The organism is Micromonospora sp. U21, from assembly GCF_018070045.1.
Classification (GTDB): Bacteria; Actinomycetota; Actinomycetes; order Mycobacteriales; family Micromonosporaceae; genus Micromonospora.
On the sequence record NZ_JAGPYK010000004.1, the window covers coordinates 355,832 to 368,771 of the forward strand.

The following is a 12,940-nucleotide window of genomic DNA, read 5'->3' on the forward strand; positions in this document are numbered from 1 at the left end:
GGGGACGCCGCCCCTGCGGCGTCCCCGCCGACGGCCTGACAGACTGCCCGGTATGCGCGTCTACCTGGGATCCGATCACGCCGGTTTCGAGTTGAAGGTGCACCTGGCCAACCACCTGGCCAAGCAGGGGTACGACGTGGTCGACGTCGGCCCGCACAGCTACGACCCGGACGACGACTACCCGACGTTCTGCCTGCACACGGGCGACCGGGTGGTGGCCGACGAGACCGGCCTCGGGGTGGTCATCGGCGGGTCCGGCAACGGTGAGCAGATCGCCGCGAACAAGGTCGCCGGGGTCCGCGCCGCGCTGGCCTGGAATGTCGAGACCGCTCAGCTGGCCCGCCAGCACAACGACGCGAACGTGGTCGCGGTGGGGGCCCGCCAGCACACTCTGGACGAGGCCACCGCCATCGTCGAGGCGTTCCTGAGCACCCCGTTCTCCGGCAACGAGCGGCACGCCCGCCGGATCGCCCAGGTGGCCGAGTACGAGCAGACCCGCGAACTCCCCGCCCTGCCCTGACCCGCCCCCGCCCCGGCCCCGCCGCGTCGCCCACGCGCCCCGCCCCGGCCGCGTCGATCTAGGGACAATCGCTGTGGATGGAGATCCGCTAGCGACGATTTTCCCTAGATCGGCGTGAGGCGGGGTGTCGGCGTGCGGCGGGGTGTCGGCGTGCGGCGGGGTGGCGGGGTGGCGTGCGGCGGGGTGGCGTCAGCGCGGCGAGCGGGGCAGGTCTTCGCGGGGGACCCAGTTGCGGCGGACTACCACCACCCGGGCCTCCGCCTCGGCCAGGTCGTCGTCGGTGGGGCGGGCGCCGTCGCGGGCCCGCAGCGCGGCGCTCAGCCCCACCTGGGACGAGCCGGAGCCGACCAGCCCGCGCAGACCCCGCTCGCCGTCGCGCTCGTCGTTCGACGGACCCCGACGGCGGGGCGGTGGGTCGGTGCCGTCGTGCACGCCAGCGGTGCTGGCCGTCGGGCCGTCGGTACCTCGCCCGGCCGGCTCAGAGTCGGGGTGGTGGCGCAGCCGCCGTCGTCGTCGGTCCGGGTCACCCATCAGCCGACCGTACCTCGTCCGGTGTGGGATTCGGCACCGTCGTGCCGGGCCGCGCCGGACGGGCTCGGCGACCGATTTGCCGGCTGGCTACCCTCGGATCCAGGCGGCGGTGGTGTCGCCGGTCAGGGGGAGGACGAGATGGCAGACCAGACGCAGCCGTGGGCGGAGCGGACCGTGGAGGTGCCACCGCAGGCCGGCGTCGGGGTGCCGCCGCAGCGGGACGGGTTCCGCCGGGGCGTGGCTCCGGTGGGTCAGCCTCGCAACCCGCGTACCGAGCCGTTCCCGACCGTCGAGCAGAACCCGACGGGCACCGGCTGGCCGGGCGGACCGGAGCCGCGCCGGCCGCTGAGCTGGCGTCTGGCGCAGCTGCGTCGCGGCGGCGAGTGGAGCGCGGCGGCCGGCCTCTTCGCGTTCGTGTGCTGGGGGATCTGGGCGCTCTCCGGCCAGGGTGACCTGAGCGGCCCGCTGTTGGTGCTGGTGCTGAGCCTGCTGGTGGCGGTCGGTCTGTTCGCGCTGGCCCGGCTGGTCGGCAGGGTGGTGCTGGAGCGGCAGCTCGGGCGGGTACGGCGCAGCGCGCGAGGCGCGCACCTGGCGACCGCGGTGTTCCTCGCCGGCCTCGGCGTGGCCTGGCTCCAGCAGACCGAGTGGGTCGTGTCCGCCTGGAACTGGATCTCCTCGAACTGACAGGTACGCGCGGGCGGGTCGGCCAACGCCGCCCCGCCCGCGCGTTCGGTCGCGGCACGCCGCGACACCGGTCGTCTCCCACCAGGCAAGGCGGCTGCTTACCCGGCCGGCCACGGTTCATCCGTGGCCGGCCGGTCCGACTGACGCGACGGCGGGACCTGCTCGGTACGGCGGTCAGTGGGTGCCGCCGTGCCCCTCCGCGTCGGCGCGCGGTGAGGCGACCCGAGCGGCCGGGTCCTCGACGCCGGGCTCGCCGCCGTCCGGGGCGACCATCCCGTCGTAGTTGTAGAGCGGTCGGTCGTCGTCGTGCTGCTTGGTGGTCCTGATGTAGCGATGCATCATGCCGTCGATCTCCACCTCGACGAGGGCTTCGCCGCCGGTGTCGTGGGTGCTGCCGTCGCGGGGGCCGCCAACCAGGTGTGCCGTGCTGTTCGTGTCCATGTGGATGCCCTACCCGGCGGTCCGCGACCGGAAACGGACGAAATGTCGCGGCCGTTTCCGGTCGAGCCGCGTCAGGCGGTCGCCCTTCTGTGCCGGCGCCACCGGCGCGGCCGAAAACCCTGGCCCCGGGGTGCTGCCCGGCCGGCGGTGCCGCGCCCGGGAACCGGTCGCGGCACCGCCGGAAGGTCAACCCGCGGCGGCCTGGGCGGCCGCGTAGTCGCGCGCCACCCGGACCATCTCGACCAGGCCTCCCGCGTACTCCTGGGCCTCGCCGTGTGCCTCGTCGAACGGCGGCTGGAAGCCGACGCCCTCCCACTCGCCGGTGGTCGGGTTCCACCGGTCGTTGCCGACCTCGAAGTCCCAGGCGAAGATGCCCAGCTCGTAGTAGAGCTGGTCGGCGGAGTTGCCGGCGGCCGAGTAGAGCACGTCGGCGACCGGGCCGGTCTGTGACGGCCAGGTGACGGTGCCGCGCTCCTGTGCGATGGCGCCGACGATCCGCCGCGCGCTGTCCAGGAACATCTTCGACTCGTCGATCGACGGCCGGGGCAGGGTGACCCGCCCGTCGGCCCGGTACGCCCCCGGCGGCCACATGAAGTAACCGCCGTAGGAGTGCACGTTCATCGCGAACTTGATGTTCGGGTGGGCCTGGGCGAGCGCGATCACGTTGCGGCTCTCCGCCTCGGACAGCTCCGCGGTGCCCGCGTAGTTGCCCGAGAGGCAGTTGGCGCTGGCGCCCACGTACCCGTCGAAGTAGGACCCGACGGTGTAGTTGCGGTTGATGTCGACGCCCCACGAGGTGCGGTACCGCGGGTCCCGCGTCGGCCCGGTGCAGTGGTTGACCAGGTTCTTGCGCTGGAAGTTGTAGTCGTTGAACGAGTAGTTCGCGCCGTCCGGGTTGACCGTCGGGATGACGAACACGTCGACCTGCTCCAGCAGCTCGCGGGTGGCCGGATCGGTGCGGGCGTTGGCCAGCATCCGCTCGGCGAACTCCAGCGTCACCAGCGGCGTGGCCCACTCCCGGGCATGTTCCTGGGAGTACGCCAGCACCCCGACCCGGGAGCCGTCCCGGTGCACGCCGAGGCGCAGCGCCTGTACCGTCCACGGCCGCGCCGGCACCTCGGTGCCCTGGAGCCCGTCGTCCAGCCGGGCCGGGCCGGCGACCGGCATCGGCAGCCCGGCCGAGCCGTCCTCCACGGTGGCCCGGAACCGGTTCGGTTGGCGGGCGTTGATCGCCGCCGCCACCTCGTCGGTGGTGCTCACCGTCTTGCCGGCGGTGTCGGTGGCGAGCGTGATCGTGAGGACGCGGTCGCGGTAGCCGACGGTCAGCGGCCGGTTCCGTTTGCCCGGGTCGACCGTCCGCACCTGCACACCGTTCATGCCCTGGTCACCGAAGCGGACCGACTCGACCACCACGGCGGACACCGCCGGGTCGCCCAGGTACGTGACCGCGTTGCGCCGGTACCCCTGGGTCTGGTTCGGCAGGTCGATGACGTCCACCAGGTCCCGGTACTGGCGGGCCAGCCGCTTGATCCGCGCCTGGATGTCCACCGGCGTCAGGTACGCGTCGATGAAGTCCTTCTGGTAGCCGGCCGGCAGCGGCGGCGGGGTGGCATTCGGCCAGAGGGCCGGTGTGACGGCCCGGCTGACCCCGCCGAGGCTGGAGGTGGCGGTCAGCTGGACCGGCCGGTTCGGCACCGGCTGGGGGAGCGCGTAGTGGTACTGGTACTCACCGGAGTCCTCGAACCGGGACAGCGGGAACGACCCGGTGGCGCCGTCGGCCGTCCGCCAGCTGACGGTGATCTCCACGTCCGGGTCGTCGGTGGCGGTCGTGGCCACCTGCGCCTGCAGGAACGTCTGCCCGCTCGTGGTCCACCAGTACGCCTGCTGCACCTGGAGGGTGTCCACGGCCGCGGCGGCGGCCGTGGTCCGCTGGCCCGCGGCGGGAGCACGCAGCCCGGCGGCGGTGCGGGTCTGCGCCGCGCGGACGCTGTCGGCGTAGTGCCGGCTGCCGTCCCCGGCGCGCTGCACGATCTGCACAGCGGTCGCGCCCTGCGCGGTCAGGGCGGCGAGCTGGGCGCCGGTCAGCACCAGGTCGGCGAGGATCCGCCCGTCCCGGGCCCGGGGTCGGTTGGCCAGGTCGGCACCGCTGGCGACCAGGCGGTCGAGCTGAGCCTGATCCAGTAGCTGCATCCGGACCAGGGCGGTCTCGGTGGCGCTCAGGGTGATCGGTGTGGCCGGGGCGGCGGGTGCCGCAATGCCCGGACCGGGATGGGACAGCACCGCGCTGAGCAGGATCGCTGTGGTGGCGGCAGCTGTCCACCGTCGTCGGACGATCATGTGCCCTCCTGACGGACGTCGATGGGTCTGGTCCTTACACCAGTCGATAGATCGACAGCTGTCAAGGGATGATCGGTAAGTGCCGCATACGGCTGCCGCTCCGGACCGTCGACGACGTCAAGCTCTCCACGACCGGGTCACGGCGGGGGCCACTGGGACAACACCGCGAATCCTCCGGCCAGGCAGGCGATCGCGGCCGTCGGCCAGGGCCACCACCGTCCGCCTCTGCGCAGCCGCGCCAGAGCCGCTCCCAGGCAAAGCAGGGCGAGCAGGCCGGCCGAGGAGAGGGCGAGCCACAAGAGTCGGCTGTGGGCGGGTCTGCACCGTCCAAACTCGGGATCGCACGACCCCGGATGGGTGAGGTCGGGCTCGAGCCAGGCGAGCACGAAGGCGAACCAGAGCACCACAGGGAGGACGACGACCAGCACGATGGACACCGCTCCCACACGTAATCCAAGGGACGGCACCGGCTGAGCAGTCTCTGGATCGGGCATGCCCACACAATTGGGAACGTGCCGATCGGTCGGAAGCACGAACGGGTCACAAGCGGTTCGACAAACTGCCGATGTTCACCCCGGTGCATCGGTCCCGCGCCGGCAACGTCTTTCGGGCCGGGAACGGGCACGCCACCCGACGGAAGGGGCAGAGATGGATGTGACCCGGGTCGGACGATGTCTGAACTGGGCCACCGCGGTGGAGCGGGCGACGGGAGTCGAATCCGCACCGTTGGTGGGGAAGGACGAAGGTCACTGCCTGGAACGCCTGCTCGTCGCAGAAGAGGGGGTCACAGCTCGGCAGCGACCGCTGTAGCGTGCGCGGCGTGGGATACCTGGTGATGCCTTCAGGTCGTCTGAACCTGCCGGAGTCGGACGACGTCGCTGCGGTCGCCGCTGTCAAGGCCGCCATGGCTGTACAAGGTGGTTGGTTCACGCCGGATGTGTTTCCGTCAAATGACACACTGGCCGACATGGCGGAGGCGGCCGGAGCTTCAATCACCCGCGACGCAGACTGGATCGAGTTTGGTTACGACGACGAGGGTGACCCCAAGTGGTCGGACCAGGCCACGGCCTTCTACGTCGCGATTGCGCCGTTCGTTCGGTCGGGAGTCGTCCATATCGAGGGTGAAGACGCTTCCCGCTGGTCATACACCTACGCTGACGGGCAGATCACCCAACAGGGTTGGAACGGTTGGGATGGATCCATCGAGCCGTTTGGCGAGCATGTGGATCCCTCCTCCCTGGACCACCCATAGGCGCGTGGTTCCCTCACCGGGCGCCAGGGTCTCCGAGAGCGGATCTCCTGGTCGGCAGTCGTAGACCGTCCACGCCGGGAGTGGCCGACGCCGGCCGTGAATGGCACGCGGATGGCATGCAGGACCCAGCATGGGGAGAAGCGAGACGCCCAGGTGCCGCGACCTTGCGGTCTGCCTGGGCCTTCGTTGGTGGAGCGGGCGACGGGAATCGAACCCGCACCGTCAGTTTGGAAGACTGAAGCTCTGCCATTGAGCTACGCCCGCGTGCACCCCGCCAGCGGGGGACGCAGCCGACAGCGTACCCAATCACCGTGCCGCCCGCGCAGCCGCGCCACCGCCATGTCGCGGCCGTGCCGTGCCCGGCCGCGTCGCGGCGCGCCAAGATCCGCGCAACTTCAGGGATGTAGCGGCCTCAGCGCGCCGGGAGGCAGCACTTTCCCTGAAGTTGCGCGGATCTTGCCCCCCGGGGAGGCCCGGGAGGCGACGCCGGAGCGGAAGAGGGGTTTTGGGGAATGTGTCCGGGTGAGAGGTGGCCCCGGCACGTCCCGGGCCGGTCGACGGCATAGACTGCACGTCGCCACGGGGTGTGGCGCAGCTTGGTAGCGCACTCGCTTTGGGAGCGAGGGGCCGTGGGTTCAAATCCCGCCACCCCGACTGTCGTCCGCGGCCGGGCCGCCCCGGGTGCCGCCGAGTTTTCCGCGCGGTCCCCGGGCGCTGCCGGAGCGTCAGGCCGGCTCACCTACACTCGATGGGCTGAATCACGCCCAGACTCAACTGAGATCCGTCAAGGAGTACGCCTGTGAAGAGCACCGTCGAGACTCTGAGCCCGACGCGCGTGCGGCTCGCCATCGAGGTGCCGTTCGTCGAGCTCGAGCCGAGCCTCAAGAAGGCGTACCGGGAGATCGGTTCGCAGGTCCAGGTTCCCGGCTTCCGCCGGGGCAAGGTGCCGACCGCGGTGATCGACCAGCGGGTGGGCCGGGGCACCGTCCTCAACGAGGCGGTCCAGGACGCCATCCCGGACAACATCCTCGCCGCGGTGCGCGAGCACGACCTGAAGACGCTGGGGCGTCCCGAGGTCGAGATCACCGAGTTCAACGACGGTGACTCGCTGAACTTCACCGCCGAGATGGACGTCCGTCCGGAGATCACCCTGCCGGACGCGTCGACCATCGAGGTGACCGTCGATGAGCTGCAGATCGACGAGAGCGAGATCGACGAGCAGGTGAAGAACCTGCGGGAGCGGTTCGCCACCCTCAAGACCGTCGAGCGGGCCGCCGCCGAGGGCGACTACGTCCAGATCGACCTGAACGCGACCGTCGACGGCGAGGACGTGCCGGGCGGCCAGGCGAGCAACATCTCCCACGAGGTGGGCAGCAAGCAGCTCCTGCCGGGCCTCGACGAGGCCGTGGTCGGTCTCGCCGCCGGCGAGAGCACCACCTTCACCACCCAGCTGGTCGGCGGCGACTTCGCCGGCCGGGACGCCGAGGTGGCGGTGACCGTGCGCACGGTCAAGGAGAAGGAGCTGCCGGAGCTGAACGACGAGTTCGCCCAGATGGCGAGCGAGTTCGACACGATCGAGGAGCTCCGCGGCGACCTGCGCTCGCGGGTCACCCAGGGCAAGCAGGTCGAGCAGATCTACGCGGCTCGGGACAAGGCCCTGGCGCAGCTGGTCGAGGCCGCCGACGTGCCGGCGCCGGAGGGTGTCGTCCGCGAGGAGGTGGCCAGCCGCAAGCAGGCGATGGTCGACCAGCTGGAGCGGATCGGCGCCTCCATGGAGGAGTACCTCGCCGCCGAGGAGAAGACCGAGGAGCAGATCGACGCCGAGCTGTCCGAGGCGGCGACCGAGGGCGTCAAGGTGCAGCTACTGCTGGACACCCTGGCCGACGCCGAGGACGTGCAGGTCTCCGACGACGAGTTCGGCCACGAGATCGTGCACCGGGCGCAGCGGGCCGGGATGGCCCCGCAGCAGTACTACGACCAGCTGGTGCGCTCCGGCGCGGCCGGCGCGGTCTTCGGTGACGTGCGGCGGGGCAAGGCGCTCGCGGCCGTCATGGAGCGGATCACGATCAAGGACTCGGCCGGCAACGAGGTCACCCTCGACGCGCTGCGCGCCGCCAACGAGGCGGAGCACAACCACGACCACTGATCGTCGGGATGCGGCCGCCGTCCGCCGCTGTGCGGTGGATGGCGGCCGCATCCATTCCGGGGTACGCCCGGCGACCAGCGTCGTCGGGTAGGCCCGGAAGCCCGCGCCGCGGGTACGCCCGACGCAGCTGCGCTGAGAGCGAACAGTGCCCCGACCGGGACTCTGCCGCCCCGCACAGCGGTTAGTGTCGGGAAAGACGGTACGGAGAGCGAAGGGCTGCCATGACCGACATGCACATCCCCAAGAAGTCGCTCCGGGCGATTGACGCGCGCGGTGGCGACTCCATTGGCAACCTCGACGACTCGGTCTACAACCGGTTGCTCAAGGAGCGCATCATCTTCCTGGGCAGTGAGGTGACCGACCAGGTCGCCAACCGCATCTGCGCGCAGCTGCTGCTGCTCGCCGCGGAAGACCCGGACCGCGACATCAACCTGTGGATCAACTCGCCGGGTGGCTCGGTCACCGCGAGCATGGCGATCTACGACACCATGCAGTTCATCGACAACGACGTGTCGACCGTGGCGATGGGCATGGCTGCCTCGATGGGCCAGCTGCTGCTCTGCGCGGGCACCAAGGGCAAGCGGTACGCCCTGCCCCACGCCCGGATCATGATGCACCAGCCGTCCGGTGGTCTGGGCGGTACGGCGTCCGACATCGCCATCCAGGCGGAGCAGATGCTCTACACGAAGCGGATGTTCCAGGAGCGCGTCGCGCACCACACCGGCCAGAGCCAGGGGCAGATCGAGGCGGACTCGGACCGGGACCGTTGGTTCACCGCCCAGGAGGCCATGGACTACGGCTTCATCGACAAGGTGATCATCGGGGCCGCTCAGGTTCCGGATGGCGCCGGGACCCTGAGCTGAGGAGCTGACGATGACCGATCTGAGCTTGCCGCCCCAGTTCGCGGCCGTGCACAACCGTTACGTGCTGCCGTCGTTCGTCGAGCGCACGTCGTACGGGGTCAAGGAGTCGAACCCGTACAACAAGCTCTTCGAGGACCGGATCATCTTCCTCGGCGTCCAGGTGGACGACGCGTCGGCCAACGACGTGATGGCCCAGCTGCTGACGCTCGAGGGCACCGATCCGGACCGCGACATCATCATGTACATCAACTCGCCGGGTGGCTCGTTCACCGCGATGACGGCGATCTACGACACCATGCAGTACGTCCGTCCGGACATCTCCACCGTCTGCCTGGGTCAGGCGGCCAGCGCGGCGGCGGTCCTGCTGTCGGCCGGCACCCCGGGTAAGCGGATGGCGCTGCCGAACTCGCGGATCATCATCCACCAGCCGGCCACCGAGGGCGGCTACGGGCAGGGCTCGGACATCGAGATCCAGGCCCGGGAGATCCTGCGAATGCGGACTCAGCTGGAGGACATGCTCTCCCGCCACTGCAACCGCCCGATCGAGCAGGTCCGCAAGGACATCGACCGGGACAAGATCATGACGGCCGAGGAGGCCAAGGAGTACGGGCTGGTCGACACGATCCTGACCAGCCGCAAGAAGGGTCTGTTGGCGGCCAACGCCGCCCGCTGAGCAGTACCGGGTCAGAGGTTGGCCGGGCATCCGTTCCCGGCCGACCTCTGACACACCCGTTTTGGGGGTCGGAGAATGCCCCGCCAGCGGGTAACGTCGGGTCCGTACCGCTTCGCCGGTTGGGCCGGCGGGGTGAACGGAGCCGGACGGCGCGCAGCGTCCGCAGGGTCAGGGCCGGGTCTCCGGCCGATGAGTGCAGGGAGAACGTAGGTGGCACGGATCGGTGACGGCGGCGACCTACTGAAATGCTCCTTCTGCGGCAAGTCGCAGAAGCAGGTCAAGAAGCTCATCGCGGGCCCCGGGGTCTACATCTGCGACGAGTGCATCGATCTCTGCAACGAGATCATCGAAGAGGAGCTGGCCGAGTCCGGCGAGGTGAAGTGGGAAGAGCTTCCCAAGCCGATGGAGATCTGCCAGTTCCTCGACAACTACGTGGTCGGGCAGGATCAGGCCAAGAAGGCGCTCGCGGTCGCGGTCTACAACCACTACAAGCGGATCCAGGCCGAGTCGGCCGGCGCGCCGGGCTCCGGCAGTGACGCCGTCGAGCTGGCCAAGTCCAACATCCTGCTGCTCGGTCCCACCGGATGCGGCAAGACCCACCTGGCGCAGACGCTGGCGCGGATGTTGAACGTCCCGTTCGCGATCGCCGACGCCACGGCGCTGACCGAGGCGGGCTACGTCGGCGAGGACGTGGAGAACATCCTCCTCAAGCTGATCCAGGCCGCCGACTACGACATCAAGCGCGCCGAGACCGGCATCATCTACATCGACGAGGTCGACAAGATCGCCCGCAAGTCGGAGAATCCGTCGATCACCAGGGACGTCTCCGGCGAGGGCGTGCAGCAGGCCCTGCTCAAGATGCTGGAAGGCACGGTGGCCAACGTGCCGCCGCAGGGCGGGCGCAAGCACCCGCACCAGGAGTTCATCCAGATCGACACCACCAACGTGCTGTTCATCTGCGGTGGCGCTTTCGCCGGTCTGGATCAGATCATCGAGTCCCGCACCGGGCAGGGTGGCACCGGCTTCGGCGCCCGGCTCCGGTCGGTGTCCGATCGGTCGACCGATGACATCTTCAGTCAGGTCATGCCGGAGGACATGCTCAAGTTCGGCCTGATCCCCGAGTTCGTGGGCCGGCTGCCGGTGATCACCAACGTGCGCAGCCTGGACCGCAGCGCCCTGGTGCGGATCCTCACCGAGCCGCGCAACGCCCTGGTCCGGCAGTACCAGCGTCTCTTCGAGCTGGACGGGGTCGAGCTGGAGTTCGACGAGCCGGCGCTGGAGGCGATCGCCGACCAGGCCATGCTGCGGGGCACCGGCGCCCGTGGCCTGCGGGCCATCATCGAGGAGGTCCTGCTCTCCGCGATGTACGAGGTGCCGAGCAACCCCGACGCCGCCCGGGTGCTGATCACCCGAGAGGTGGTCCTGGAGAACGTCAACCCGACCATCGTGCCGCGCGAGTTCACCGGCCGGAGGGCCCGGCGGGACCGCGAGGAGAAGTCGGCCTGATCGTCCTCGCGTCGCGCCGGCCGCTCAGTCCTGACGCGGCCGGCGCGACCGGGTCTCCGGGGTGCGCGCGGGAGGTCGGGGGAGCGGTGCGCCCCGCCACGCTTTAGCCGCCAGTCCCAGATCTCGATCAGGTCCGGCCCGTCCGGCCCGCCCAGCGCATCTGAGGCTGCCCCTGTGGCCCTTCCGGCCGTACCCTTGGCCCATGCGCGTCGCCGTCTGCCAGCTGAACGCCCGGGATGACCGCAAGGCCAACCTGGCAGCCGCGGAGGTCCTGCTGGAACGCGCCGCCGCCGGCGGCGCGGACCTCGCCGTCCTGCCGGAGTACGTCGACTACCTCGGCCCTGCCGCCGGGTTGCCGGAGCCGGAGCCGGTGGACGGCGAGGTGGGCAGCTTCTTCGCCGGGATCGCCCGGCGACTCGGCATCTGGCTGGTGGCCGGGTCGTTTCACGAGGCCGGCCCCGACCCGGAGCACACCTGGAACACGTCGCTGGTCTTCGACCGGTCCGGCAGCCTGGCCGCGAGCTATCGCAAGATCCATCTGTACGACGTGGAGATCCCCGGCCGGGTCTCCTACCTGGAGTCGGCGAGTGTCGCTGCTGGCGTCCAGCTGGTGGTGGTCGACGTCGAAGGGCTGCGGGTGGGCCTGTCGATCTGTTACGACCTGCGCTTCCCGGAGCTGTACCGGCGCCTGGCGACCGAAGGTGGCGCCCAGTTGCTCGTGGTACCGGCCGCGTTCATGCTGCACACCGGGCGGGACCACTGGGAGGTCCTGCTACGGGCCCGGGCGATCGAGAACCAGTGCTTCGTCGCGGCCGCCGGGCAGACCGGTGACCACGAGCCCGGCCGTACCTGTTTCGGGCGCAGCATGGTGGTCGACCCGTGGGGGACGGTCCTGACCCAGTTGCCGGACGGCCCGGGGGTGTCCGTCGTCGACCTTGGCCTTGACCGGCTCGCCCAGATCCGGGCTGAGCTGCCCAGCCTGGCGAACCGCCGGCTCTGAGCCCTCAACCCTCAAGCAGCACACCGATCGCCGTGAAGCCCGCGATGACCGCGGCGGTCACCAGCAGAGCGGTGGTCATCCGAGATCGGCCCCGCCGGGCCAGTCGCCCCACCGAGAGCACCAGGACGACCAGCACGACCGCGCCGATCACCAACTGCCAGAACGGCAGGAGAAGGCCGAGCAGCGCCTCCTCGGCGTGCACCGTGGCGCCGAGCCCGGACTCATCCATGCCTGACACTCTGGCACGCCGGTGCGCCCCGCGTCGCGGGCTACGCGGGGACCGCTGCATCCCGTTCGGCCAAACCAGTGATGAACCCTGATTTGCCTTCTCCGAGCCGTCCGCGTAACTTTCTCTCTGCACGGGGGAGGCCGGACAAACTGGCCGAGAACGGGCACCAGGCTCGTGGCGGAAACGCCGAGCGAGACTGAGGATCGGGCGGTGCGGGCCACTCCGGACACGGGGTTGCGAACGCGAAGCCGACCGGGTAGAGTTTTGAAGCCGGCAGGAGCCGGGCGGAGAGCCGCGAAGCGGCGATCGGCCGGTCTGCGGCTTCCCACGACAGTAACGACCGCCGGGTACGGCGTGCGTCATCGTGGATCAGGACGAACCAAGTTGATCACCTCGGACACGAGGTTGACAATGAAAGTTCGACCAAGTAGGTTTGAACGGTTGCCCCGAGATGGGGTCCCACCGGGTGGGGCTTTTGATCGGTGTGTGGTTGTTCTTTGAGAACTCAACAGGGTGCTTGAAAAGCCAGTGCCAATTATGATTTATACCCCGGACTGGTGATCCTTTCGGATTGCTGGTTGGGATTCCTTTGGCAACATTTGTTTGTTGTCAGGATGCTGTTCGACAAAGATTTTTGTTGGAGAGTTTGATCCTGGCTCAGGACGAACGCTGGCGGCGTGCTTAACACATGCAAGTCGAGCGGAAAGGCCCTTCGGGGTACTCGAGCGGCGAACGGGTGAGTAACACGTGAGCAACCT

General features: G+C 69.8%; 13 protein-coding genes, 2 tRNA genes and 1 rRNA gene. 10 read left to right on the forward strand and 6 right to left on the reverse strand.

Translation table 11 applies throughout. From position 1 onward, the window contains the following. Positions 1–52: 52 nt before the first annotated feature. Positions 53–520, forward strand: a complete 468-nt coding sequence (locus KBX63_RS08020) for a ribose-5-phosphate isomerase (RefSeq protein WP_210910102.1) — start codon at positions 53–55, stop codon at positions 518–520. 189 nt (positions 521–709) lie between these two features. Here the strand turns inward: KBX63_RS08020 and KBX63_RS08025 are convergent, their stop codons facing one another. Next, positions 710–1,051 carry a hypothetical protein gene (locus KBX63_RS08025; protein WP_210910104.1) on the reverse strand — a complete coding sequence of 114 codons (342 nt, stop codon included), beginning with the start codon at positions 1,049–1,051 and terminating at the stop codon, positions 710–712. Positions 1,052–1,189: 138 nt separating this feature from the next. Between KBX63_RS08025 and KBX63_RS08030 the strand changes: the two genes are divergently transcribed. Next, positions 1,190–1,735: a hypothetical protein gene (locus tag KBX63_RS08030; protein WP_210910113.1), complete on the forward strand. Its 546-nt coding sequence runs from the start codon at positions 1,190–1,192 to the stop codon at positions 1,733–1,735. A 174-nt stretch (positions 1,736–1,909) separates the two neighbouring features. On the opposite strand, the gene KBX63_RS08035 is transcribed toward KBX63_RS08030, so the two are convergent. The 3 genes from KBX63_RS08035 to KBX63_RS08045 all read right to left on the reverse strand — a co-directional run bounded on the left by KBX63_RS08035 (position 1,910) and on the right by KBX63_RS08045 (position 4,959). Next, complete coding sequence (locus KBX63_RS08035; RefSeq protein WP_210910115.1) at positions 1,910–2,176, reverse strand: hypothetical protein; 267 nt, start codon at positions 2,174–2,176, stop codon at positions 1,910–1,912. A gap of 186 nt (positions 2,177–2,362) precedes the next feature. Next, entirely contained in the window at positions 2,363–4,513 is a 2,151-nt protein-coding gene (locus tag KBX63_RS08040) for a M14 family zinc carboxypeptidase (RefSeq protein ID WP_210910117.1), read from the reverse strand. A 137-nt stretch (positions 4,514–4,650) separates the two neighbouring features. Continuing rightward, positions 4,651–4,959: a hypothetical protein gene (locus tag KBX63_RS08045; protein WP_210910119.1), complete on the reverse strand. Its 309-nt coding sequence runs from the start codon at positions 4,957–4,959 to the stop codon at positions 4,651–4,653. A gap of 374 nt (positions 4,960–5,333) precedes the next feature. Between KBX63_RS08045 and KBX63_RS08050 the strand changes: the two genes are divergently transcribed. Continuing rightward, the gene (locus tag KBX63_RS08050; RefSeq protein WP_210910121.1) at positions 5,334–5,765 is read left to right on the forward strand and encodes a hypothetical protein; all 432 of its coding nucleotides are present in this window, start codon (positions 5,334–5,336) and stop codon (positions 5,763–5,765) included. A gap of 190 nt (positions 5,766–5,955) precedes the next feature. Here the strand turns inward: KBX63_RS08050 and KBX63_RS08055 are convergent. Next, a tRNA-Gly gene (locus tag KBX63_RS08055) sits at positions 5,956–6,029 on the reverse strand. Positions 6,030–6,345: 316 nt separating this feature from the next. Between KBX63_RS08055 and KBX63_RS08060 the strand changes: the two genes are divergently transcribed. From KBX63_RS08060 to KBX63_RS08085, 6 genes are all read left to right on the forward strand, one after another. Then, positions 6,346–6,419 (forward strand) — tRNA-Pro (locus KBX63_RS08060). Positions 6,420–6,564: 145 nt separating this feature from the next. Then, positions 6,565–7,911, forward strand: coding sequence for a trigger factor (tig, locus tag KBX63_RS08065; RefSeq protein WP_210910123.1), 1,347 nt, complete (start codon positions 6,565–6,567; stop codon positions 7,909–7,911). 221 nt (positions 7,912–8,132) lie between these two features. Further along, complete coding sequence (locus tag KBX63_RS08070; protein WP_210910125.1) at positions 8,133–8,774, forward strand: ATP-dependent Clp protease proteolytic subunit; 642 nt, start codon at positions 8,133–8,135, stop codon at positions 8,772–8,774. Positions 8,775–8,784: 10 nt separating this feature from the next. Beyond that, positions 8,785–9,447, forward strand: a complete 663-nt coding sequence (locus KBX63_RS08075; protein WP_074313786.1) for an ATP-dependent Clp protease proteolytic subunit — start codon at positions 8,785–8,787, stop codon at positions 9,445–9,447. Positions 9,448–9,657: 210 nt separating this feature from the next. After that, positions 9,658–10,953 carry an ATP-dependent Clp protease ATP-binding subunit ClpX gene (gene clpX, locus KBX63_RS08080; RefSeq protein ID WP_210910127.1) on the forward strand — a complete coding sequence of 432 codons (1,296 nt, stop codon included), beginning with the start codon at positions 9,658–9,660 and terminating at the stop codon, positions 10,951–10,953. A 202-nt stretch (positions 10,954–11,155) separates the two neighbouring features. After that, on the forward strand, positions 11,156–11,953 hold the full coding sequence (locus KBX63_RS08085; protein ID WP_210910129.1) for a carbon-nitrogen hydrolase family protein: 798 nt from the start codon (positions 11,156–11,158) through the stop codon (positions 11,951–11,953). A gap of 4 nt (positions 11,954–11,957) precedes the next feature. On the opposite strand, the gene KBX63_RS08090 is transcribed toward KBX63_RS08085, so the two are convergent. Next, the gene (locus KBX63_RS08090) at positions 11,958–12,182 is read right to left on the reverse strand and encodes a hypothetical protein (protein WP_210910131.1); all 225 of its coding nucleotides are present in this window, start codon (positions 12,180–12,182) and stop codon (positions 11,958–11,960) included. A 634-nt stretch (positions 12,183–12,816) separates the two neighbouring features. Between KBX63_RS08090 and KBX63_RS08095 the strand changes: the two genes are divergently transcribed. Continuing rightward, a 16S ribosomal RNA gene (locus tag KBX63_RS08095) occupies positions 12,817–12,940 on the forward strand; the annotation flags it as partial.

Bases quoted from the DNA above. Each gene is read 5' to 3' on its own strand.
- KBX63_RS08020 (WP_210910102.1), top strand. From the start codon at position 53: ATGCGCGTCTACCTGGGATCCGATCACGCCGGTTTCGAGTTGAAGGTG.
- KBX63_RS08025 (WP_210910104.1), bottom strand. From the start codon at position 1,051: ATGGGTGACCCGGACCGACGACGACGGCGGCTGCGCCACCACCCCGAC.
- KBX63_RS08030 (WP_210910113.1), top strand. From the start codon at position 1,190: ATGGCAGACCAGACGCAGCCGTGGGCGGAGCGGACCGTGGAGGTGCCA.
- KBX63_RS08035 (WP_210910115.1), bottom strand. From the start codon at position 2,176: ATGGACACGAACAGCACGGCACACCTGGTTGGCGGCCCCCGCGACGGC.
- KBX63_RS08040 (WP_210910117.1), bottom strand. From the start codon at position 4,513: ATGATCGTCCGACGACGGTGGACAGCTGCCGCCACCACAGCGATCCTG.
- KBX63_RS08070 (WP_210910125.1), top strand. From the start codon at position 8,133: ATGACCGACATGCACATCCCCAAGAAGTCGCTCCGGGCGATTGACGCG.
- KBX63_RS08075 (WP_074313786.1), top strand. From the start codon at position 8,785: ATGACCGATCTGAGCTTGCCGCCCCAGTTCGCGGCCGTGCACAACCGT.
- KBX63_RS08085 (WP_210910129.1), top strand. From the start codon at position 11,156: ATGCGCGTCGCCGTCTGCCAGCTGAACGCCCGGGATGACCGCAAGGCC.
- KBX63_RS08090 (WP_210910131.1), bottom strand. From the start codon at position 12,182: ATGGATGAGTCCGGGCTCGGCGCCACGGTGCACGCCGAGGAGGCGCTG.